We start from the raw sequence: 20,444 nt of genomic DNA on the forward strand, positions 1-20,444 counted from the left end.
AAGCTGCCGCTGGCCCTCCAGGTCGCCTCATCTGGGCTTGCAAGCTGTGCGACAACGCCACATCTTGAATGTCATGAGCGACAAGAAGCAGCCCGTGCCCGCCAAGGCCAATCCTGCGCCGGTCGAGCCCCAATCGAGCACCGGCGAGATCGACGCCTTTATCCGTCAGGCAAAAACGCTCGCAGCATCCGCGACCGGTTCTGGCAGGCTCATTCTGTCACTCGACGCGACGATGAGCCGTCAGCCGACCTGGGATCTCGCCTGTGCGCTGCAGGGCGAGATGTTCGACGCGGTCGGCAAGGCCGGAGCGCTCAAGGTTCAACTGGTCTATTTTCGGGGCCTTGGCGAGTGCCGCTCATCCGCATTCGTCAGCGATACGGAGGCGCTGAAACAGTTGATGACGAGGATCGATTGCCGCAGCGGACACACCCAGATCGGCAAGGTCCTCGCCCATACGCTGAAACAGACTGCTGCGGCCAAGGTCAACGCGTTGGTCTATATCGGCGATGCGATGGAAGAAAATATAGACGATCTGGCGGAAAAGGCCGGCAGCCTGGGCCTGCACGGCGTTCCTGTCTTCGTCTTTCAGGAGGGCCATGATTCCGGCGCAGAAAAGGCGTTCAAGGAAATTGCGCGGCTGTCCAAAGGAGCTTGGTTCCGATTTGATCGACGGGCTGGCGCAACCTTGGCCAGCCTGCTCTCGGCGGTCGCCGTGTTTGCGACCGGCGGGCTGAAGGCACTGGAGGCCAGGGGCAGGGCGGAAGACCGGCTGATGATCGAGCATCTGCGGGGCGGCAGGAAATGATGGGCGCGATTATCGCATTCGTGGCGTTGCTTTTGGTGCTGCTCGGCGTGGTCACGGTCTTTCTCCGCGCCGACCCTGCCAAACTCGCCAGCGGAATGAGGACGCTTGGGCCCGTCCTGTTGGCGCTGATCGGCGTCGCCGTGCTCCTGGTCGGACGCGAAGGCATCGGCGGCTTGATCCTGTCGGCGGCGCTCGCCTGGTATGGCTCCATGCGGATGAAGCGGCCGACGGCGAAACTGGAGCCGGGCAAGCATTCGACGGTGCGTACCGCGGCACTTGAGATGGAGCTTGATCACGATACCGGCAGTCTGGAGGGGCTGGTGCTTGCCGGCCGGCATGAAGGCAAGATGCTCGGCACCATGAGCCTTGCGGAATTGCAGCAGCTTTATCGCGAACTCCCCGGCGACCCGGAGAGCCGCCAGCTGCTAGAGACGTATCTTGACGGCAGATTTCCCATCTGGCGCAAAGACGCTGAGGCGAATGGTGGCGAAGGGCTGGGTGTTTCGCCAGGTTCGGGCGCCATGACTAAGGAGGAGGCCTACAAGATCCTTGGTCTTGAAGCGGGGGCCGCCGCGGCGGATGTCCGCAAGGCGCACCGCCGCCTGATGCAGCGCCTGCACCCCGATATCGGCGGCACGTCTTTTCTGGCGGCGCGGATCAATGAAGCCAAGGACGTCTTGCTCTCCAATCACAACTAGTTCTCCTTCGACGCAGAATTTTTCCGGGAGATGTTTTCGACGTCGTCTACTGCTGGACGGCGTAGCACTCGATTTTCTTTTTCTTCAGGGCGTTGCAGGCTTTCCAGGCGGCAGTCTTCGAACCAAAGCCGAACCGGGCGCGGTAGTAGGTGACGCCGTCCTTTTCGAAGGCGACGGTGAAACCTGTGGCATCGGCGAGGATCGAAGGCGCCTGCTTGCTAGTCTCGTCCAGGAGAGCCTGAGCTTCGGACTGTTTTGGCGAAGAGGCGACCTGGACTGCCCAGCCGGACGGCACCGATGCCGTGTTGACGGGGTCGACCGAAGCGGGTTCGGCGTAGGCTGCTGCGACCCGTGCGGTCGCCACATCGTCCGCCGTGGCCACGGCCACTGTCTTGACCTTCCTGGTCTCAACGACGGGGGTGGTTTCTTCGACGACCGGCTCGCTTTCCTCAACAAGGGAGGCAATGACGTCGTCGTCCGGCCTGCTGTCCGGCGTCGGCGCATCGCGCTTGGGCAGGAACACTTTTGCCAGCGCGGTGATCGGATTGCCGCCGCCTGCCTTGGCGATCAGCATGCCGCTGCCGCGCGACGACGCCTTCGGCATGTAGGTGTTGATCAATTCGGCCATCTGGTTGTCGCGGCTGCCGCCGGATTTCCCGCCTATGACAACTGCTACGATGCGGCGATCGCCGTCGTCGACCGAGGAGACGAGATTGTAGCCGGAGGCGCGGGTGTAACCCGTCTTGATGCCGTCGACCCCCTTGATGCGCCCAAGCAGGCGGTTATGGCCGTTGATGCGCTTGCGGCCGTAGAGAAATGAACGTTGTGAGAAATAGCCGTAGTATTGGGGAAAATGCTCCCGTAGCGCGATGCCGAGCACCGCCATGTCGCGCGCGGTCGTGAACTGACCGGGATTTGGCAAGCCGTGGGCGTTGCGGAAAACGGTCCCCTTCATGCCCAGTGCACGCGCCTTGGCTGTCATCATGTGGGCGAAATTGGCTTCGTTGCCGCCGAGAAGCTCGCCGAGCGCCGTTGCCGAGTCGTTTGCCGACTTGGTCACCATCGACAGGATCGCGGTCTCGACCGTGATCGCGCCGCCCGGTCTGACGCCGAGTTTCGTCGGCGGTTCGGCAGCAGCATTGGCCGAGAAGACGACCCGGGAGTTCTTGCTGATCTTGCCCTTCGCCATGGCCTCGAAGGCCATGTAAAGCGTCATCATCTTGGTGAGCGAGGCGGGATAGCGCCGACCATCCGCATTCGAAGAATAAAGCACCTTGCCGGTCTTGGCGTCGATGACGATGGCCGCCGACCTCGCCGCCATGGACGAAGCAGCGTCGGCGACGACGAATGTCATCGCCAAAGCGAGGATCATGATCGTTTTCAAAGAGGATTTGGAGAGAATGCCCGACAACGCCTGACGCACCGATGGTTCCTTTGGATTTTTTGTTGCTCTGGAGGCGGCAAAGGTTCCTGCCTCACTTCCAGCCAAGCTATCGCGGTCAGCGTTACCAATCCGTTTATGGTAACCGCCACGTTCACCATTTTCTTCGGGTTTGAGCTTCTCTTTATTCGAATTTTAGCCACCGCTAGTGCCTGGGCCGGCGACCGGGTCGATGTGCCGGGCCGGCGTGCTGGCGTCGCACTCGGCGAACATTGACTTTTTGTGCATTGCACAATATATTGCTTGCATTGCACAACGCGGCCCGGACAGGGCGCGTCCGCCGTTCAAGGGCAACCGTCAAGGGAGCGTGAAATGACCCAGACCTATGAAGATTTCAGCAAATACGGCAAGGAGTTTGCCGACACCGGCTTGAAGAGCTTCGCATCCCTCTCCAAGGGTGCGCAGGCCATCGCCACCGAGGCGGGCGAGTACACCAAGAAGAGCTTCGAAGCCGGCAGTGCCGCAGCCGAGAAACTTTTGTCGGCCAAGTCGCTGGAGAAGGCCATCGAGATCCAGTCCGATTTTGCCAAGCAGTCCTACGAATCCTTCGTCGCCGAAGCGACCAAGATCGGCGATCTCTATGCCGAGCTCGCCAAAGAAGCCTACAAGCCGTTCGAATCAATCGTCGCAAAAGCGAAATAATCTCGCTATAAAATGTGAAGATGGCCCTCGGGCCTGCAAGACAGACCCGGTCGCGAACGCGCGGCCGGGTTTTTTCGTGGCAATTTGAAATCAGGGCTCTCTGCTGCTTCACGATTTCGAAAATCGGCCAAGTTTGACCACCTAGCCATATTGTCAGCTAAACAGAAGGGCTTAAAATCGTCCATCGAACACCTACATGTGAACTCGCTTGGGGAATTCGAAAAAGGCAGGATTACGTGACTACAGGTTTGACTGCCACAGGAGATGTGGTGCGTATGCAAAACGGCAGCGACGGCAACGAGGCCGGTCGCGGCACGGCTGTCATCACGCGCACCAAAACCAAGACCAAGAAGCCAAGTCTTTATCGGGTCCTCATTCTCAACGACGACTACACACCCATGGAATTCGTGGTTCACGTGCTGGAGCGTTTTTTCCAGAAGGACCGTGAAGCCGCCACACGCATCATGCTACATGTTCACAATCATGGAGTTGGCGAGTGCGGGGTCTATACATTCGAGGTGGCCGAGACCAAAGTGTCTCAGGTCATGGATTTCGCCCGACAGAATCAGCATCCGCTGCAATGCGTGATGGAGAAGAAGTGAGGTAACATGCCGGCTTTCTCCCAAGGCCTGGAAAAGGCGCTTCACCAGGCGCTGACGCTCGCCAATGAGCGGCACCACGAATACGCAACCCTTGAACATTTGCTGCTCGCCCTCATCGACGACACCGAGGCGGCCGCGGTAATGCGCGCCTGCAACGTCGATCTCGACGAGCTGAAGCATACGGTTCTCACCTATATCGACACAGAGCTCGACAATCTCGTCACCGGTTACGACGAGGATTCCAAGCCGACGGCCGGTTTCCAGCGCGTCATCCAGCGCGCGGTGATCCATGTTCAGTCGTCCGGCCGCGAGGAAGTGTCCGGCGCCAACGTGCTCGTTGCCATCTTCGCCGAGCGCGAGAGCCATGCCGCCTATTTCCTGCAGGAACAGCAGATGACCCGTTATGACGCGGTCAACTACATCTCGCATGGCATCGCCAAGCGCCCCGGCGCATCCGAGACGCGGTCGCCGCGCGGCGCCGACGACGAGCAGGGCGGCCAGAACGGCGCCGAGCCGCAAGAGGACGGCGGCAAGAAAAAGCAGCAGCAGGACGCGCTGACCGCCTATTGCGTCAACCTGAACAACAAAGCCAAGGCCGGCAAGATCGATCCGCTGATTGGCCGCGAGTCCGAGATCAACCGCACCATCCAGGTGCTGTGCCGCCGCTCGAAGAACAATCCGCTCTATGTCGGAGACCCCGGCGTCGGAAAGACGGCGATCGCCGAAGGCCTTGCCAAGCGCATCGTCGAGGGCGACGTGCCGGAAGTGCTGCACAATGCCACCATCTTCGCGCTCGACATGGGCACGCTGCTGGCCGGCACGCGCTATCGCGGCGATTTCGAGGAGCGGCTGAAGCAGGTTGTCAAGGAACTCGAGGATTATCCGGGCGCGGTGCTGTTCATCGACGAGATCCACACCGTGATCGGGGCAGGGGCGACGTCGGGCGGCGCCATGGATGCGTCGAATCTGTTGAAGCCGGCGCTGTCGTCCGGCGCGATCCGCTGCATCGGCTCGACCACCTACAAGGAGTTCCGCCAGTTCTTCGAGAAGGATCGCGCCCTGGTGCGGCGCTTCCAGAAGATCGACGTCAACGAGCCGACCATCGAGGACGCCATCGAGATCATGAAGGGGCTGAAGCCGTATTTCGAGGAGTTCCACAAGGTTCGCTACACGGCTGAGGCGATCAAGGCTTCGGTCGAACTGTCGGCGCGCTACATCAACGACCGCAAGCTGCCGGACAAGGCGATCGACGTGATCGACGAGACCGGCGCCTCGCAGATGCTGGTGCCGGAGGCCAAGCGCAAGAAGACCATCGGCATCAAGGAGATCGAGGCGACGATCGCCACCATCGCCCGCATCCCGCCAAAGACGGTTTCCGCCGACGACGAGAAGGTGCTGGCCGGTCTCGACATCGAGCTGAAGCGCGTCGTCTACGGTCAGGATACCGCGATCACGGCGTTGACCTCGGCGATCAAGCTGGCGCGGGCCGGCCTGCGCGAACCGGAGAAGCCGATCGGCTCCTATCTGTTCTCGGGACCGACCGGGGTCGGCAAGACCGAAGTGGCAAAGCAGCTCGCCGCCTCGCTCGGTGTTGAGCTGATCCGCTTCGACATGTCGGAATATATGGAACGCCACACCGTCTCGCGGCTGATCGGCGCGCCTCCCGGCTATGTCGGCTTCGACCAGGGCGGCCTGTTGACCGACGGCGTCGACCAGCATCCGCATTGCGTGCTGTTGCTGGATGAGGTCGAGAAGGCGCATCCGGACCTGTTCAATATTCTGTTGCAGGTCATGGACCACGGCAAGCTGACCGACCACAACGGCAAGCAGATCGACTTCCGTAATGTCATCCTGATCATGACCACCAATGCGGGCGCCTCGGATGCGCAGCGCGCGGCGATCGGTTTCGGCTCGACCAAGCGCGAAGGCGACGACGTCGAAGCGATCAATCGGCTGTTCACGCCGGAGTTCCGCAATCGTCTCGATGCGATCATCCCGTTCGGCTCGCTGCCGGTTCCGGTCATCCACCAGGTGGTGCAGAAGTTCGTCATGCAGCTTGAGGCCCAGCTTTCCGAGCGTGGCGTCACCTTCGACCTGTCGCAGGAGGCGATCGCCTGGCTGGCCGAGAAGGGCTATGATGAGCGCATGGGAGCACGGCCGCTCGGCCGCGTCATCCAGGAGCACATCAAGAAGCCGCTGGCGGACGAGGTGCTGTTCGGCAAGCTCAAGAAGGGCGGCACGGTGCGTGTCACCGTCGAGAAGAAGGAGACCGGCGAGACCGGCCTGAAGCTCGAGTCGCTCGCCGACGAGGCGCCGGTCAAGCCGAAGAAGGAAGAACCGGACGACACGCCGAAGCCCAAGAAGGCTGCCGCCAAGAAGCCCGTCGCGAAAAAGGCGATAGCGCAGAAGGCGGGGCCTAAGAGCAAGGATGGCAGTAAGCGCAGCCTGGTGCCGCAACTGCCCCGCAAGGCGTGATGGCCCTGAAAGCTGAAAAAAGCCCCGGAAACGGGGCTTTTTTGTTGGATAAAGAGTGGCCGAAGGCGTTGTGCGCGCCGCTCGGCTTCAGCTTCCCAGCGCGGTTCGTATCTTGCCAGCATTCTCAGCCAGCACTTCCGGCTTCTCCATCTGCCCGCTATGCGGCTTCAAAGGGGTGCCCTCGAAGCGTGGAATGACATGGACATGGAGGTGAAAGACGGTCTGGCCTGAAGCAGGCTCGTTGAACTGCATGATGGTGACGCCATCGGCATCGAAGGCCTTTTTCACTGCCCGCGCAACTTTCTGGACATTTGCGAAGAGCGGGCCGAACACTGCCGGGTCCGCGTCAAGCAGGTTGCGCGACTGCGCCTTCGGCACAACCAGTGTATGACCCGGCCCCTGCGGCATTACATCCATGAAGGCGACAACTGCGTCATCTTCATAGACGCGATGCGACGGAATTTCACCGAGCAGGATTTTCGCGAAGATATTGTTGCTGTCGTAGGTGGGGTCGGCCATGGCGTGCGCTCCCGATTGTGCCTTGCTCTACCGCATCGACCCGAAAATCGGAATCGATTTTCGGAAAGTACGATGAGGAGGTTCAAAGTGTTAGAGCGTACTTTGTGCGTCCAATTGGACGCACGTCGCTCTAATCGTCCGCCAGATCCTTGCGGAACGGAGTGTGTTCTTCGAGATAGTCGCCCATCCGCTCGACCTCGCGCCGCTCGCGTCTGAGATAGTCGGCGACCGCATTGCGCAAGCCGGGATGCGCGATGTAATGCGCCGAATGCATGGTCACCGGCCTATAGCCGCGCGCCAGCTTGTGCTCGCCTTGCGCGCCCGCCTCGACCACTTTCAGCTTACGGTCGATCGCGAAGTCGATCGCCTGATGATAACAGACCTCGAAATGCAGGAAAGGATGGTCTTCGATGCAGCCCCAGTTGCGCCCGTAGAGCGCATCGGAACCGATGAAATTGATGGCGCCGGCAATGTAGCGCCCATTGCGCTTGGCCATCACCAGCAGGATGTCGTCGGCCATGCGCTCGCCGATCATCGAGAAGAACTCGCGGCTGAGATAGGGCCGCCCCCATTTCCTGCTGCCGGTATCCATGTAGAAGGCAAAGAAGTCGTCCCAGACCCTTTCGGTCAGATCCTTGCCGGTCAGCCAGTCGATCGAGATGCCGTGAGCGAGCGCCTCGCGCCGCTCCTTCTTCAACGCCTTGCGCTTACGCGATGCCAGAGTGGCGAGAAAATCGTCGTAGGTCGAAAAACCTTCATTGAAGAAGTGGAACTGCTGGTCGGTGCGGTGCAGGAAGCCCGCCGCTTCCAATGCCCCAACATCTTTTTCCTGCGCGAAGGTCACGTGCGCGGAAGACACGCCGAGCTTTTCCGTCACCGCCTTCAGGCCTGCTGCCAAGCCGGCTTTCACTGCGCAACTGTCCTCGCCCTTGTTGGCCAGCAGGCGAGGGCCGGTGACCGGCGTGAACGGCACGGCGCATTGCAGTTTTGGATAATAGCGCCCGCCGGCGCGCTCAAACGCGTCCGACCAGCCGTGGTCGAAAACATATTCGCCCTGGCTGTGCGATTTCAGGTAGCAGGGAACGGCACCGAGCAGTTTTCCCTGCGCCGTCTCCAGCCTGAGATGATGGCCCTGCCAGCCGGTGCGCCGCACGGCGCAGCCGGAATCCTCGAGTGCACTCAGAAAAGCGAATGAAACGAGTGGGTTGTAGCCGTTTTCTGTATCGCTGCGGGTGGTGCCGCCGAGGCCATCCCATTCCGCGCAGGTAAAGGCTCCGATGCCGGAGGCAACCCGGATCGCATACTCTCCATTCGCCGTTTGCCCGTCGCCTTCATCGCCTTGATCCATTGGGCTTATTTAAGCTCCATGCCGGTCCATGCAAGCCCGGTTCAAGCGACCTGTATAAGATCGGGTTCGAATCCTTCGAACGTCATCTGATCGGCATATCTGAAGGTCAGGTCGACCGCCGGCTGGTCGAGCACCGTCCAGGTGATTACCGGCATTTTGAGCCTTTCGCGCACGAAGGAGACGAACCGGTTCGGCAGGTCGCCGGCGGCATAGGAGGTGAAGGCGATGTCATGCGCCAGCATGGCGAAATGCGCCTCGATCAGGGGTGTGTCTTTGCCATAGGCGGTCAGCCCGCCCGGAATGCCGGGCGCGTGTTTCGGGAAATCGCGGATCAGCCAGTGGTCGAACGACATGATCGCCGCCTTGCCCTTGTAGCGCTTGAGCATCTTGCCGACGCTTTCCACCAGGCCTTCGTCATGGCCGGGGGCCCCTTTCAGCTCGACGACCATCGGCACACGACCATCGACCAGGTCGAGTGCCTGCTGCAGGGTCGGCAGATGGTCTGATGTGCCGCCGATCTTGAGCGCCGTCATTTCCGCTGCCGTGCGCTGCCAGACGAAACCGTCCTGGCCGGTCAGCCGCTTTAGATCACGGTCATGGATGATGACCGGGATGCGGTCAGACGACAGATGCACGTCGCATTCGATCGCATAGCCGCGTTCGGCTGCAGCGGCGAAGGCGGAAAGCGTGTTCTCCCAGCGCGTCTTGTTCATGTCGTGGAGGCCGCGATGGGCGACGGGTCGGGCGGTCAGCCAAGAAAGGTCGGTCATGTCTGGCTCATTCGACTTCGAAAATGGCTTCGATTTCCACTGCGGCATTAAGCGGCAGGGAGGCGGCGCCGACGGCGGAGCGGGCATGTTTGCCGTGATCGCCAAGCACTGCAACCAGAAAATCCGAGGCGCCGTTGGCAACCAGATGCTGCTCTACAAAATCGGGCGCCGAGGCGACGAAGACGGTGATCTTCACCAGGCGGCGGATTCTCTCGAGATCGCCAAGTGCTGCCTTGGCCTGCGCCAATATGTTGATCGCGCAGTATTTTGCCGCTTCCTTGCCAGTTGCGGTGTCGACATCGCGGCCGAGCAGTCCGCTCGCCTGCACCTTGCCGTCCTTGAGCGGCAGCTGTCCGGCGGTGAACAGCAGATTGCCTGACCTGCAAAAGGGCACGTAGTTGGCGGCGGGCGCGGCGGCGATCGGAAGCGTCACGCCGAGGTCGCTCAGCCGCTTTTCGATTGTTTCATTCATGGTATTTCCCTATTGCTTGATGACGCCGCGCAGGTCGGGCCGAAATTGCTATTTTTGCCTCGCTTCCGCCACGACTTTTTTTAAGCTGGACCATCTTTCCCTGCGGCCTGCCATCAGGCGCGATGATCGGAGCTCCTCATGCGCGCAACACGTCTCGCATTCCATGCAGTCCTGCTGCCAGCGGTGTTCTCGATGGCGCCGGCTTTTGCCGTGCCGGCACTGCAGGCGCATCGCGCGGTTTATGATCTGAGCCTGGACAAGGCTTCCGACCGCTCGGGCATCACTGGCATTTCCGGCCGCATGGTCTATGAGTTCAACGGCTCGCCTTGCGAAGGCTACACGGTGAAGTTTCGCTTCGTCACCCAGATTGCCACCAACGACAACACAACAAAGCTGACCGACCAGCAGACGACCACTTTCGAGGACGCCGAAGGCAAGACTTTCTCGTTCGTGACAAAATCCTTCGTCGACCAGAACCTTGACAAGGAGGTCAAGGGCACGGCGACGAAGGAGACGAAGGGCCTCAAGGTCGACATCGACAAGCCGGAGAAGAACAGCCTCGAACTGGCCGCCACCCAGTTTCCGACCCAGCATCTGGTCGAGCTGATCGACAAGGCCGAAAAGGGCGAAAATTTCTACGAAACCAATCTGTTCGACGGCTCGGAAGATGCAGACAAGGTGATGACCACCACCGTCGTCGTCGGCAAGAAAGCCGATGCCGACAAGACCGATCCGGAAGCGCCGGCACTGGCGAAACTCGCCACCGACAAATACTGGCCAGTCGACATCGCCTATTTCGATGGCACCGACAAGACAGGCGAGGAGGTGCCGGAGTACCGGATCAGCTTCAAGCTGCATGAGAACGGCATCACGCGCGACCTCGTCATGGACTACGGCGAGTTCTCGATGACCGGCAAGCTGGTCAATCTGTCGTTGTTCGATCAGTCGAAGGCCTGTCCGCCGAAATAGGGCTTTCAGCTTAACCACGCCACAAAGCGGCGGCGGCGAATGACTTGAACACGCCGCAATTGCATCTCAACCTCTACGCCGACGGGTCGATCGGGGGGATGGGTTGAACAGAATCGATGTGTTCGTGGCGCCGAGGCCCAATCCGGCGCTGATCAGGATCATGACTGTCGTCAACCGGCTTGTCATGCTGCACGGCATTCCCGGATTTCGCGACCTGTTGCCGTTCAACCGCCTGGCCGGATTGCGCGGCGTCGCCAATGTCCGCCATATCGACTTTCCCGACGACGACCGGCAGCGGCTGAAGGCCCGTTGCGGGCTAGGCAAGGCGACGTTCATCACGCCCAACCATCCGGAATTCTTTACCGACTGGATGATCGACAAGGAGATCGTCTCGCAGGTCAGTCCGCTCGCGGCATCATGGGCCACGCATGGCGTCGTCAACGGCCTCGGCCGGATCATGCAGAAATTCTGGTTGGCCAACAATCTGATCGCCCAGATTCCCGGCAACAGTGGGGCTGCCAAGGAACACTCGATCGCCTGGGCGCTGAAAGGGCATGGTGTGCTCTTGCATCCCGAAGGCGGCGTCGGCTGGCATGCCGATGCCGTCGGTCCGCTTCTCCCGGGCGCGGTCGAGATGGGGTTCGAAGCGCTCAAGCGCGCTCGCGCCACCGATCAGGATTCTAGGGTTTGGATCGCGCCGGTTGTCTGGAAGCTCGCCTTCACCAAGAATGTCGAGCCGGCTCTGGCGCAGGAATGCGCCTATGTCGAGAAGAGCCTGAAGATCGAGCGCCGTGCCGGCGATACGCTGCCGGAGCGCGTCCACCACATCTATGCGACGCTGCTGTCGCGCGATGAGATTGCCTGCGGCATGGCGCCCGACGAGCGGGCTTCGTATGCCGCGCGTCAAATGCAACTGCTGTTCGAGCTGAGCCGGCGTCTGGGGGAGGGTATTTCGGTCGATCCCGCCGCCAACGAGGCTGCCGAGCTTTTGCGCCGGTCGCGCCGCTGGCTGCGGGAAAACACCGGTGACGCCGAACGGCAAAAACAGGTCCGGGCGCTGGCGGACACGATCCAGCGTCTCCAACGCGTTGGGAAGTGGGCCTCAGCCAACCCGCGCATCACGCAAGAGGAGATCGCCGAGCATCTGAAGCGTATCCGCAATGATTATTGCAAAGGCACGCTGCGCGACACGGTCAACCGCTTCGTGCCGCAACCGGCCGGGCCGCGCTGCGCTCATATCCGGGTGCCGGAGCCGTTGGGATTGCACGCCTATCCTGGCTCGATCGAAGATGCGCTTGCAGAGTTGCACAGCCGCATGCAGGAGGCCGTCACCAGGACCGTAGCCGAACTCGAAGCCGCCGGCGGCTTCATTTTCTATCCGAATCCCTTCTATCATCACTAGCATTGGATCTTGGCTCCATTTGAGCTGGCTCCGCTGGACGGCGCAAGATGAAGGAGTGCGGCGAGCCTCATGGCGGTCTATGTCGACGCGGCGATCTGGAAATGGGTCGGCCACCGCTGGTGTCACCTGCTGGCCGACGACACCGACGAGTTGCACCGTTTTGCAGCACAGCTCGGCGTCAAGCGTTCGTCCTATCAGGGACCGCCGAAGACATCGGCGCCGCATTATGACATAACCGGCTTCGAACGCGACCGCGCGGTACGGCTAGGCGCCCTCGAATGCAGCCGCGAGGAGATCGTTGCTGTTTTCCGGCGTGTTCGCGTGCCGAAGGGGAAGATACGACCATGACGCTGACGGTATTTCTGGCTTACTGCGCCGCGATCACATTTGCCGCCGCCACGCCTGGCCCCGCTGTATTCACGGTCATCGCCAACGGCGTCTCGCGTGGCTTCGTTCGCGCTTTCCTGGCTGGTCTCGGCATCGCCGCCGGCGACGCGGTGCTGGTGATTTTGGCGCTGCTCGGTCTCGTGGCACTGGCACAGACCTTCGAATGGGTTTTTCTCATCCTGAAATATGCGGGTGCTGCCTATCTGATGTTTCTTGGCATCAGGATGTGGCGATCGGCTTCGGCGGAATCGAGCGGACTGCAGGCAACGCAGGCAAGACTGTCCCGATCGTTTTTCCTCGGCATCTCCATTGCTCTGGGCAATCCCAAGGCGATCCTGTTCCACGCCTCGATTATGCCGCTGATCCTCGATCTCAACACGATGAGCCTCGCTGAGGGGCTGCTCGTGGTTGCGGTCGTGATCGGCGTCAACATTATCACCATGGGCGTCTATGCGGTGCTTGCCGGGCAGGCTTCGAGCTGGTTCAAAACGCCGAGGCGGATGCGCTTGATGAACAGGTTTGCCGGCGGCGCCATGATCGGCACCGGTGCGCTGATCGCCGCACGCTGAGCCGCAAGACACCGCAGCGCTTGCGTTTGTCGCGCATCCCCTCTATATGCGCGCTCATTCCACACACGGACTTTGGTGTCTGCCCGGGAGAAATCCGGCTGAAACCTCCGGTGGCGTTCGAGGACAAAGTCCAGAAATGCCTGTGTCCGTGGAGGCTAACCGGAAAGGATACTCGAGAATGGCTCTGCCTGATTTCAGCATGCGTCAGCTTTTGGAAGCTGGCATTCACTTCGGCCACCAGACCCACCGCTGGAACCCGAAGATGGCGCCCTATATCTATGGCGCCCGCAACAACATCCACATCATCGACCTCTCACAGACGGTGCCGCTGCTGCACCAGGCGCTGAAGCAGGTTTCCGACACCGTCGCCAAGGGTGGCCGCGTGCTGTTCGTCGGCACCAAGCGTCAGGCGTCCGACATCGTCGCCGACGCCGCGCAGCGCTCGGCCCAGTACTATGTCAACTCCCGCTGGCTCGGCGGCATGATGACCAACTGGAAGACGATCTCGAATTCCATCCAGCGCTTGCGCAAGCTCGACGAGATGCTGGCAGGCGAGGCCCAGGGGCTCACCAAGAAGGAGCGCCTCAACCTTGATCGCGAGCGCGAGAAGCTCGACAAGGCGCTGGGCGGCATCAAGGACATGGGCTCGACGCCCGACCTGATGTTCGTGATCGACACCAACAAGGAAGCGATCGCCATCCTCGAGGCCAAGCGTCTCGGCATCCCGGTCGTCGCCATCATCGATTCCAACTGCGACCCGGACAAGATCGATTTCCCGATTCCGGGCAATGACGACGCTGCCCGCGCCATCCAGCTCTATTGCGATCTGATCGCCAAGGCTGCAATCGACGGCATCGCCCGCCAGCAGGGCGCGCTCGGCGTCGATGTCGGCGCTTTGGCCGAGGCTCCGGTCGAGCCGGCACTCGAGCCGACGCCGGCCGCCGAGACACCGGCTGCCCAGACACCGGAAGCGTAACAGCGAAGGCCGGTTTCGGCCTTCATCTTTCTCATATTTTGGCGCGCTGAGCGCTGGCGCCAGGCGCATCATCGAGGACCGGTGGTGCGTCGGTGCATTTTAAAACAAAGAGGCGACAATGAGCATTTCGGCTGCACAGGTCAAAGAACTCCGCGACTTGACCGGCGCGGGCATGATGGATTGCAAAGCGGCGTTGAACGAGACCAACGGCAACATGGAAGAGGCCGTCGACTGGCTGCGCAAGAAGGGCATCTCCAAGGCCGACAAGAAGGCCGGCCGTACCGCGGCCGAGGGTCTCATCGGCGTCGATTCCGGTATCCGCGAGGCGGCAGTCGTCGAGGTCAATTCCGAGACGGACTTCGTTGCCCGCAACGCCGCCTTCCAGGAGATCGTCGCCAAGGTTGCCAAGGTCGCGCTCGCCTATGGTGGCAAGACCGAGGCCGTCGCAGCCGCGCCGTATCCGGGTTCGGACAAGTCGGTCACCGAGACCATCAAGGACGCTGTCGGCACGATCGGCGAGAATCTTGGTTTCCGCCGTTCGGCCAAGCTCACCGTCGAACACGGCGCTGTTGCGACCTACGTCCACAATGCGGTTGCCGACGGCCTTGGCAAGCTCGGCGTGCTGGTCGCCATCGAAACAACAGGCAACGCGCAGGCAGCCAACGCCTTTGCCCGCCAGGTCGCCATGCATGTCGCCGCCACCAACCCGATGGCGCTGACGACGGAACAGCTCGATCCGGCCGCGGTCGAGCGCGAGAAGGCGATCTTCGCCGACCAGGCGCGCCAGTCCGGCAAGCCGGAAGCGATCATCGAGAAGATGGTCGAGGGCCGTCTGCGCAAGTTCTACGAAGAGGTCGTGCTGCTCAAGCAGGCTTTTGTGCTCAATCCCGACATCACCGTCGAGAAGGCGCTGACGGATGCCGAAAAGGAAATCGGCGCACCGGCCAAGATCACTGCCTATCTGCGCTTCGCGCTCGGCGAGGGCATCGAGAAGGAAGAGACCGATTTCGCGGCGGAAGTCGCGGCAGCGGTCAAGAAGTAAACCGCACTCTATCTTCTGAAAAGACTTTACGGCCGGGTGTCCGCGAGGATGCCCGGCCGATTTCTTGCGCGGTGTCGATGAAGGCCCTGAGCTTCGGCGCCATCGCCGCCCGGCGTGGAAAATAGAGGAACAGCCCCGGTTCATCGATCGAGGTGTCGCGCAGGACTTCTACCAGCCGGCCGGCCTCTACGTCAGCCCGGACAAGCGGCTCGAACAGATAGGCGAGGCCGATGCCGGCCAGCGCCATATCTCGCGCCGAAAGCGGATCGGTGAGGACGACGCTGCCGCGCGTCTCGACGCTGATATCCTTGCCCTGGTCGTTCAGGTCCCAGCGGTAGAGAGCACGCGATCGCAGCAGCCTGTATCCGATGCAGTTGTGCGCCGAGAGATCGGCCAGCGTCCGTGGCTGCCCATGACGGCCGACATAGGCCGGAGAGGCGACGACGATGGTGCGGAAAGGCTGGGTCAGCCGCACCGTCACCATGTCCTCGGCGATCATCTCGCCAAGCCGGATGCCAGCGTCGAAACCTTCGCCGACGATGTCGCTCAAGCGTTCGTCGGTGACGATCTCCACCGTCACGTCGGGATAACGCTCCGCCATTGCCGACAGGATGGGCATCAGGGCCAGAGGCAGCGCAATGCGCGGCGCGTTGATCCTGAGCAGCCCGCTCGCTCTGCCTTTGACCGAGCGGATACGCTCCATCCGGTCCGCGATGTCTTCCAGCGCCGGCTCCGCTGCCGCGACAAGCGCCTCGCCGGCCTCAGTCAGAGCGACACTGCGCGTGGTGCGGGCAAACAGCGGTTGGCCGATCCGCTCCTCCACCACCCGCACCGCATGGCTGACTGCCGACGGACTCATGCCGAGTTCGGCGGCGGCCAAGGCAAAGCCGCCGCGCCGCGCCACAGCGACGACGACAGGAAGATGGCTGAGCAGGTCTCGATCCATTCATGAACAGTATCGCATAGTCCATGCTAATAATGCAAACTTATCAATCGGACAGAGGAGGCGCATCTAGGCTGCATTGAACACCAATTCTGTAAGCAGCAAGGAGACGACCAATGACCATGTCCTATTACACGCTCGGCAACAGCGGGCTGCGTGTCACCCGCCTCGCGTTCGGCACTATGACCTTCGGCACGGAATGGGGCTGGGGAGCCGAAAAGGAAACGGCCCGCGCGATGGTCGATGCCTATGTCGAGGCAGGCGGCAACTTCTTCGATACGGCCGACGCCTATACCGGAGGCACATCCGAAACCTGGCTTGGCGAATTCATCGCCGAGCGTGGGCTGCGCGACAAGGCGGTGATCAGCACCAAATTCAGCATGAACCTCGAAGAAGGCAATCCGAATGGCGGAGGCAACGGCCGCAAGAACATCATCCGCGCGGTCGAAGGCTCGTTGAAGCGCCTCAGCACCGACTATATCGATCTCTACATCCTGCATGCCTGGGACAGGCTGACGCCTCCGGAGGAGGTGATGCGGACGCTGGATGATCTGGTCCGCGCCGGAAAGATCCGCCATGTCGGCCTGTCGGACGTGCCGGCGTGGTACGCAAGCCGGGCCCAGTCGGTAGCCGAGCACCGCGGCTATGAACCGGTTTCGGCGCTTCAGCTCGAATATTCTCTGGCGGAGCGCAACATCGAACATGAGTTCGTGCCATTCGGCACGCGCCACGGTGCGGGTATAATGGTCTGGAGCCCGTTGGCCAGCGGTCTGCTCAGCGGGAAATATCGTTCCGATACAGTGAATGAGGCAGGCGGCAGGCTGGAGACGATGCGCGGCTCGACCAATCCTGGGTTTCAGAAATTCAACGATCGCAACTGGGAGATCGTCGCCGAGCTGGAAAAGGTCGCAAGTCAGCTCGGCCGCAGCATGGCTCAGGTCGCCTTGAACTGGGCCGCGACCCAGCCCGGCATTGCGTCGGTGATCATCGGTGCGACGAAGCTGGATCAACTCAAGGACAATCTCGGCGCGCTCGATTTCGACATTCCGCAGGAGCTTCGGGCACGGCTCGATGCGGTGAGCCGACCGATCACACCCTTTCCGTATTCGTTCTTCGGCTCGGAAATACAGGGCGGCCTTACGGGAGGCCAGGCGGTCGGCGATAAGCCGGCTGGCTATCTGCCGGATCTGCTCATGCAAGGTGCTTTTGCTGGCGTAAGCTAAGAGGGGAAGAGAGTTTTCCGGCTCGGGCGCCGCGTGACATCGCGGCGCCCTTCGTGTATCGGAACGCCAATGTTTCGGGGCAGCGCCTGCGCGGGGAAGCCGCCCCAGACGCGTCACACGCATAATGATGAGGACCAGATGACGGTGAAGCCCCTCTATCGACGTGTCTTGCTGAAAGCTTCGGGCGAAGCGCTGATGGGTGAACAGCATTTCGGCATCGACGTATCGGTGGTCGATCGCATCGCTGCCGACATCGCCGAGGCCCGCGCCCTGGGCATCGAGGTCGGCGTCGTCATCGGCGGCGGCAACATCTTTCGCGGCGTGGCGGTTGCGTCCAAGGGCGGTGACCGGGTCACCGGCGACCACATGGGCATGCTCGCCACCGTCATCAACTCGCTGGCGCTGCGCACTTCGCTGAACAAGATCGGCGTCGACGCAGTGGTGCTGTCGGCAATCGCCATGCCAGAGCTTTGCGAGAGCTTTTCGCAGCGCCAGGCGACCGCCTACATGAACCAGGGCAAGGTCGTCATTTTTGCCGGCGGCACCGGCAATCCGTTCTTCACCACCGATTCGGCCGCGGCGCTTCGCGCGGCGGAAATCGGCGCCGATGCGCTGTTCAAGGGCACGCAGGTCGACGGCGTCTATTCGGCCGATCCCAAGAAGGACCCGAATGCTACACGCTTCGAGCGCATCAGCCATGGCGAAGTCATAAAACGCGGCCTTTCGATCATGGATACAGCCGCGATTGCACTTGCGCGCGAAAACAACATTCCGATAATCGTCTATTCGATCCACGAGAAGGGTGGTTTCGGTGATATTCTGAGGGGCGGCGGCCGTTGCACGGTCGTCGCGGACGACTGATCGGGAGCACTATCCCGAACCGAGGGTCCGCGTAAGCGAAAAGCGGGAGCCGGTTTCGGATTGAGGCTCGAACACGGGGTTATCCCTGAACAGTGAACCCGGGCTAACGGGTCGAGGAGACGATGATGAGTGGCGAATACGATGATCTCAAACGGCGCATGGACGGGGCGATCGCTGCGTTCAAGCACGATCTGGCTTCGCTGCGAACCGGTCGCGCATCGAGCAACCTGCTCGACGCAATCCAAGTGCAGGCCTATGGCACCACCATGCCTATCAACCAGGTGGCGAACGTGTCGGTGCCGGAGCCGCGCATGATTTCGGTTTCGGTCTGGGACAAGTCGATGGTCGGCGCGGTCGATCGCGCCATCCGCGAATCCAATCTCGGCTTCAATCCGATCGTCGACGGCACCAATCTTAGAATTCCGCTGCCCGAGCTCAACGAACAGCGCCGCAAGGAGCTGGTCAAGATCTCGCATGGTTATGCCGAGAATGCCCGCATCGCCGTGCGCCACGTGCGCCGGGACGGCATGGAGTTTCTCAAAAAGGCGGAAAAGGACGGCGATATCAGCGAGGACGATCAGCGCAAGCGGTCCGACCAGGTCCAGAAGCTCACCGACGAGATGATCGGCACCATCGACCATCTGCTTTCCGATAAGGAAGCCGAAATCATGCAGGTTTAAGGGTCCGACCCGAAAGCGAAACTATGACAAGCCCCGCGCATGTCGCGATCATCATGGACGGAAACGGACGCTGGGCCAAAGCGCGCGGCATGCCGCGGCTTGCCGGGCATCGTGCCGGCGTCGAGGCGCTACGCAACACGGTACGCGCCGCTCCTGGCCTCGGCATCTCCTTCCTGACCGTCTACGCTTTCTCGTCGGAAAACTGGTCGCGACCGAAGTCGGAAGTCAGCGACCTGATGGGTCTCTTGAAAATCTTCATCCGCCGCGATCTCGCCGAACTGCACCAGAGCGGCGTGAGGGTCAGGATCATCGGCGACAGGGCAGGGTTGCAGCCTGATATCAGGACCCTGCTTGAAGAGGCCGAAACGCTGACCATGCGCAACGAGGCGCTGACCCTGGTCATCGCCTTCAACTATGGCGGGCGTGACGAGATCGTGCGCACGGCGCGCAAGCTTGCCTCGGCGGTGGCGCGCGGCGAGCTCGACAGCGAGGCGATCACGGCCGAATCCTTTGCCGGCTCTCTCGATACCCAGGGTATTCCGGACCCTGAACTGGTCATCCGCACCAGCGGCGAGCTTAGGCTGTCGAATTTCCTTCTGTGGCAGGCGGCCTATAGCGAGCTCGTCTTCCTGCCTTGCTACTGGCCCGATTTCAGCCGCGAGCATTTGGCCGACGCATTGCGCGATTTCGCTGGCCGCGAGCGCCGTTTCGGCGGGCTTGGCGCTCAAGACGTCGCCGTGACGGCCAAGGGATGAGCAACCTCCAGCTTCGTATTATTTCCGCCATCGTGCTTGCCGTCGTCACGCTTGGTCTGACCTGGCTCGGCGGACTGCCTTTCCGGTTGCTTTGCGCCGCCATGTCGATCCTGATCTTCTATGAATGGACGCGAATGTGCCGCCCGGTCGCCGCGACGGGTCTTGGTCTTCTGCCGGATGCGCTGCTTCTGGTCTTCGTCGTCGCCTTGGTCGCCGGCCTGCCTGCGTCCTGGCTGCTGCTTCTTGTGGCAGTGATGGTCGTTGTCACCGTGGTCGTGGGTTCGATGCGCCAAACGGGACAATGGGACCCGTCCGGCCTTGCCTATGCCGCCATTTCTGGCCTGTCGCTTGCTCTTTTACGCGACGGCGATCATCCCGGCCTCGTCGCCATTCTTTTCCTGTTCGCGGTGGTTTGGGCGACCGACATATCAGCCTATTTCGTCGGCCGCGCTGTCGGCGGTCCGAAACTGGCGCCGTCGATCTCGCCCGGCAAGACGCAGAGCGGGGCACTCGGCGGCGCGGTCGGCGGCGTGGTTGCCGGGCTGCTTTTGGCCGCAGCGGCCGGAGCCGGCAATCTCGCAGTGCTCGGCGTCGTTGCGCTCGTGCTTTCGATCGTCGCCCAGGCCGGCGACCTTTTCGAATCATGGGTGAAGCGCCGCCACGACCGCAAGGATTCGGGCACGCTGATACCTGGCCATGGCGGTGTCATGGACCGGGTCGACGGGCTTGTCGCGGCGGCCTTCGCCCTGTACGTCATCGGCTGGATTTCGGCGACCGCCGACCATCCGGCGCAGGGGCTGTTTCCAGCTTGATCGGCATTGTGTCTTGACTTGCGCAGGATGCGCCATGGATTCGCCTGGATTGA

General features: G+C 61.6%; 21 protein-coding genes and 1 pseudogene. 16 read left to right on the plus strand and 6 right to left on the minus strand.

Annotated features, from left to right (window positions below; all coding sequences use genetic code 11):
* Positions 1 to 73: 73 nt before the first annotated feature.
* A complete protein-coding gene (locus tag EJ075_RS27375) occupies positions 74 to 805 on the plus strand; it encodes a hypothetical protein (protein ID WP_095485268.1) in 732 nt (243 codons plus the stop codon).
* Complete coding sequence (locus EJ075_RS27380) at positions 802 to 1,503, plus strand: DnaJ domain-containing protein (RefSeq protein ID WP_206437517.1); 702 nt, start codon at positions 802 to 804, stop codon at positions 1,501 to 1,503. The genes EJ075_RS27375 and EJ075_RS27380 overlap by 4 nt, the downstream gene beginning before the upstream one ends.
* A gap of 46 nt (positions 1,504 to 1,549) precedes the next feature.
* Here the strand turns inward: EJ075_RS27380 and EJ075_RS27385 are convergent, their stop codons facing one another.
* On the minus strand, positions 1,550 to 2,926 hold the full coding sequence (locus EJ075_RS27385; protein WP_126106471.1) for a D-alanyl-D-alanine carboxypeptidase: 1,377 nt from the start codon (positions 2,924 to 2,926) through the stop codon (positions 1,550 to 1,552).
* Positions 2,927 to 3,256: 330 nt separating this feature from the next.
* Between EJ075_RS27385 and EJ075_RS27390 the strand changes: the two genes are divergently transcribed.
* The 3 genes from EJ075_RS27390 (at position 3,257) to clpA (ending at position 6,663) form a co-directional block, all read left to right on the plus strand.
* Positions 3,257 to 3,586 carry a phasin family protein gene (locus EJ075_RS27390; protein WP_095485265.1) on the plus strand — a complete coding sequence of 110 codons (330 nt, stop codon included), beginning with the start codon at positions 3,257 to 3,259 and terminating at the stop codon, positions 3,584 to 3,586.
* Between the two features lie 275 nt (positions 3,587 to 3,861).
* Entirely contained in the window at positions 3,862 to 4,188 is a 327-nt protein-coding gene (gene clpS, locus EJ075_RS27395; protein WP_036241697.1) for an ATP-dependent Clp protease adapter ClpS, read from the plus strand.
* Between the two features lie 6 nt (positions 4,189 to 4,194).
* Complete coding sequence (gene clpA / locus EJ075_RS27400; protein ID WP_126106472.1) at positions 4,195 to 6,663, plus strand: ATP-dependent Clp protease ATP-binding subunit ClpA; 2,469 nt, start codon at positions 4,195 to 4,197, stop codon at positions 6,661 to 6,663.
* Between the two features lie 87 nt (positions 6,664 to 6,750).
* Here the strand turns inward: clpA and EJ075_RS27405 are convergent, their stop codons facing one another.
* The 4 genes from EJ075_RS27405 to EJ075_RS27420 form a co-directional block, all read right to left on the minus strand.
* Positions 6,751 to 7,182: an HIT family protein gene (locus EJ075_RS27405; protein ID WP_126106473.1), complete on the minus strand. Its 432-nt coding sequence runs from the start codon at positions 7,180 to 7,182 to the stop codon at positions 6,751 to 6,753.
* Between the two features lie 130 nt (positions 7,183 to 7,312).
* The gene (locus EJ075_RS27410; RefSeq protein WP_126106474.1) at positions 7,313 to 8,530 is read right to left on the minus strand and encodes a GNAT family N-acetyltransferase; all 1,218 of its coding nucleotides are present in this window, start codon (positions 8,528 to 8,530) and stop codon (positions 7,313 to 7,315) included.
* 41 nt (positions 8,531 to 8,571) lie between these two features.
* The gene (locus EJ075_RS27415; protein WP_095485261.1) at positions 8,572 to 9,300 is read right to left on the minus strand and encodes a glycerophosphodiester phosphodiesterase; all 729 of its coding nucleotides are present in this window, start codon (positions 9,298 to 9,300) and stop codon (positions 8,572 to 8,574) included.
* A gap of 7 nt (positions 9,301 to 9,307) precedes the next feature.
* Complete coding sequence (locus EJ075_RS27420) at positions 9,308 to 9,772, minus strand: RidA family protein (protein WP_095485260.1); 465 nt, start codon at positions 9,770 to 9,772, stop codon at positions 9,308 to 9,310.
* Positions 9,773 to 9,910: 138 nt separating this feature from the next.
* Between EJ075_RS27420 and EJ075_RS27425 the strand changes: the two genes are divergently transcribed.
* The 6 genes from EJ075_RS27425 (at position 9,911) to tsf (ending at position 15,117) form a co-directional block, all read left to right on the plus strand.
* Positions 9,911 to 10,741 (plus strand): cell envelope integrity EipB family protein, encoded by an 831-nt coding sequence (locus EJ075_RS27425; RefSeq protein WP_095485259.1) that lies wholly within the window; start codon positions 9,911 to 9,913, stop codon positions 10,739 to 10,741.
* 103 nt (positions 10,742 to 10,844) lie between these two features.
* Entirely contained in the window at positions 10,845 to 12,143 is a 1,299-nt protein-coding gene (locus EJ075_RS27430; RefSeq protein ID WP_126106475.1) for a hypothetical protein, read from the plus strand.
* 69 nt (positions 12,144 to 12,212) lie between these two features.
* Positions 12,213 to 12,491 (plus strand): DUF4031 domain-containing protein, encoded by a 279-nt coding sequence (locus EJ075_RS27435; protein ID WP_126106476.1) that lies wholly within the window; start codon positions 12,213 to 12,215, stop codon positions 12,489 to 12,491.
* Complete coding sequence (locus EJ075_RS27440) at positions 12,488 to 13,099, plus strand: LysE family translocator (protein WP_126106477.1); 612 nt, start codon at positions 12,488 to 12,490, stop codon at positions 13,097 to 13,099. Before EJ075_RS27435 ends, EJ075_RS27440 begins: the two co-directional genes overlap by 4 nt.
* Positions 13,100 to 13,277: 178 nt before the next feature.
* A complete protein-coding gene (gene rpsB / locus EJ075_RS27445) occupies positions 13,278 to 14,075 on the plus strand; it encodes a 30S ribosomal protein S2 (RefSeq protein WP_095485256.1) in 798 nt (265 codons plus the stop codon).
* A 118-nt stretch (positions 14,076 to 14,193) separates the two neighbouring features.
* On the plus strand, positions 14,194 to 15,117 hold the full coding sequence (gene tsf, locus EJ075_RS27450; RefSeq protein WP_095485255.1) for a translation elongation factor Ts: 924 nt from the start codon (positions 14,194 to 14,196) through the stop codon (positions 15,115 to 15,117).
* Here tsf and EJ075_RS27455 read toward each other — a convergent pair.
* Complete coding sequence (locus tag EJ075_RS27455) at positions 15,107 to 16,063, minus strand: LysR family transcriptional regulator (protein ID WP_126106478.1); 957 nt, start codon at positions 16,061 to 16,063, stop codon at positions 15,107 to 15,109. The genes tsf and EJ075_RS27455 overlap by 11 nt on opposite strands.
* Before the next feature lie 113 nt (positions 16,064 to 16,176).
* Here EJ075_RS27455 and EJ075_RS27460 point away from each other — a divergent pair, with 113 nt between their 5' ends.
* From EJ075_RS27460 to EJ075_RS27480, 5 genes and pseudogenes are all read left to right on the plus strand, one after another.
* Positions 16,177 to 17,283 carry an aldo/keto reductase gene (locus EJ075_RS27460; RefSeq protein ID WP_126106479.1) on the plus strand — a complete coding sequence of 369 codons (1,107 nt, stop codon included), beginning with the start codon at positions 16,177 to 16,179 and terminating at the stop codon, positions 17,281 to 17,283.
* 138 nt (positions 17,284 to 17,421) lie between these two features.
* Positions 17,422 to 18,144 (plus strand): UMP kinase, encoded by a 723-nt coding sequence (pyrH, locus tag EJ075_RS27465; RefSeq protein ID WP_111546675.1) that lies wholly within the window; start codon positions 17,422 to 17,424, stop codon positions 18,142 to 18,144.
* A 125-nt stretch (positions 18,145 to 18,269) separates the two neighbouring features.
* Positions 18,270 to 18,824 (plus strand): ribosome recycling factor, encoded by a 555-nt coding sequence (gene frr, locus EJ075_RS27470; protein ID WP_095485252.1) that lies wholly within the window; start codon positions 18,270 to 18,272, stop codon positions 18,822 to 18,824.
* Between the two features lie 11 nt (positions 18,825 to 18,835).
* Positions 18,836 to 19,579, plus strand: a pseudogene (locus tag EJ075_RS27475) (isoprenyl transferase); the annotation flags it as partial.
* Positions 19,576 to 20,391 carry a phosphatidate cytidylyltransferase gene (locus EJ075_RS27480; protein ID WP_126106481.1) on the plus strand — a complete coding sequence of 272 codons (816 nt, stop codon included), beginning with the start codon at positions 19,576 to 19,578 and terminating at the stop codon, positions 20,389 to 20,391. The pseudogene EJ075_RS27475 and the gene EJ075_RS27480, both read left to right, overlap by 4 nt.
* Positions 20,392 to 20,444 lie beyond the last annotated feature (53 nt).

The sequence above is a fragment of the Mesorhizobium sp. M6A.T.Cr.TU.016.01.1.1 genome, from assembly GCF_003952585.1.
GTDB classification, from domain to species: Bacteria; Pseudomonadota; Alphaproteobacteria; order Rhizobiales; family Rhizobiaceae; genus Mesorhizobium; species Mesorhizobium mediterraneum.

Coding starts and splice junctions, on each gene's coding strand:
- EJ075_RS27375 (WP_095485268.1), top strand. CDS start 74: ATGAGCGACAAGAAGCAGCCCGTGCCCGCCAAGGCCAATCCTGCGCCG.
- EJ075_RS27380 (WP_206437517.1), top strand. CDS start 802: ATGATGGGCGCGATTATCGCATTCGTGGCGTTGCTTTTGGTGCTGCTC.
- EJ075_RS27390 (WP_095485265.1), top strand. CDS start 3,257: ATGACCCAGACCTATGAAGATTTCAGCAAATACGGCAAGGAGTTTGCC.
- clpS (WP_036241697.1), top strand. CDS start 3,862: ATGCAAAACGGCAGCGACGGCAACGAGGCCGGTCGCGGCACGGCTGTC.
- clpA (WP_126106472.1), top strand. CDS start 4,195: ATGCCGGCTTTCTCCCAAGGCCTGGAAAAGGCGCTTCACCAGGCGCTG.
- EJ075_RS27405 (WP_126106473.1), bottom strand. CDS start 7,182: ATGGCCGACCCCACCTACGACAGCAACAATATCTTCGCGAAAATCCTG.
- EJ075_RS27410 (WP_126106474.1), bottom strand. CDS start 8,530: ATGGATCAAGGCGATGAAGGCGACGGGCAAACGGCGAATGGAGAGTAT.
- EJ075_RS27415 (WP_095485261.1), bottom strand. CDS start 9,300: ATGACCGACCTTTCTTGGCTGACCGCCCGACCCGTCGCCCATCGCGGC.
- EJ075_RS27420 (WP_095485260.1), bottom strand. CDS start 9,772: ATGAATGAAACAATCGAAAAGCGGCTGAGCGACCTCGGCGTGACGCTT.
- EJ075_RS27425 (WP_095485259.1), top strand. CDS start 9,911: ATGCGCGCAACACGTCTCGCATTCCATGCAGTCCTGCTGCCAGCGGTG.
- EJ075_RS27435 (WP_126106476.1), top strand. CDS start 12,213: ATGGCGGTCTATGTCGACGCGGCGATCTGGAAATGGGTCGGCCACCGC.
- EJ075_RS27440 (WP_126106477.1), top strand. CDS start 12,488: ATGACGCTGACGGTATTTCTGGCTTACTGCGCCGCGATCACATTTGCC.
- rpsB (WP_095485256.1), top strand. CDS start 13,278: ATGGCTCTGCCTGATTTCAGCATGCGTCAGCTTTTGGAAGCTGGCATT.
- tsf (WP_095485255.1), top strand. CDS start 14,194: ATGAGCATTTCGGCTGCACAGGTCAAAGAACTCCGCGACTTGACCGGC.
- EJ075_RS27455 (WP_126106478.1), bottom strand. CDS start 16,063: ATGGATCGAGACCTGCTCAGCCATCTTCCTGTCGTCGTCGCTGTGGCG.
- EJ075_RS27460 (WP_126106479.1), top strand. CDS start 16,177: ATGACCATGTCCTATTACACGCTCGGCAACAGCGGGCTGCGTGTCACC.
- pyrH (WP_111546675.1), top strand. CDS start 17,422: ATGACGGTGAAGCCCCTCTATCGACGTGTCTTGCTGAAAGCTTCGGGC.
- frr (WP_095485252.1), top strand. CDS start 18,270: ATGAGTGGCGAATACGATGATCTCAAACGGCGCATGGACGGGGCGATC.
- EJ075_RS27480 (WP_126106481.1), top strand. CDS start 19,576: ATGAGCAACCTCCAGCTTCGTATTATTTCCGCCATCGTGCTTGCCGTC.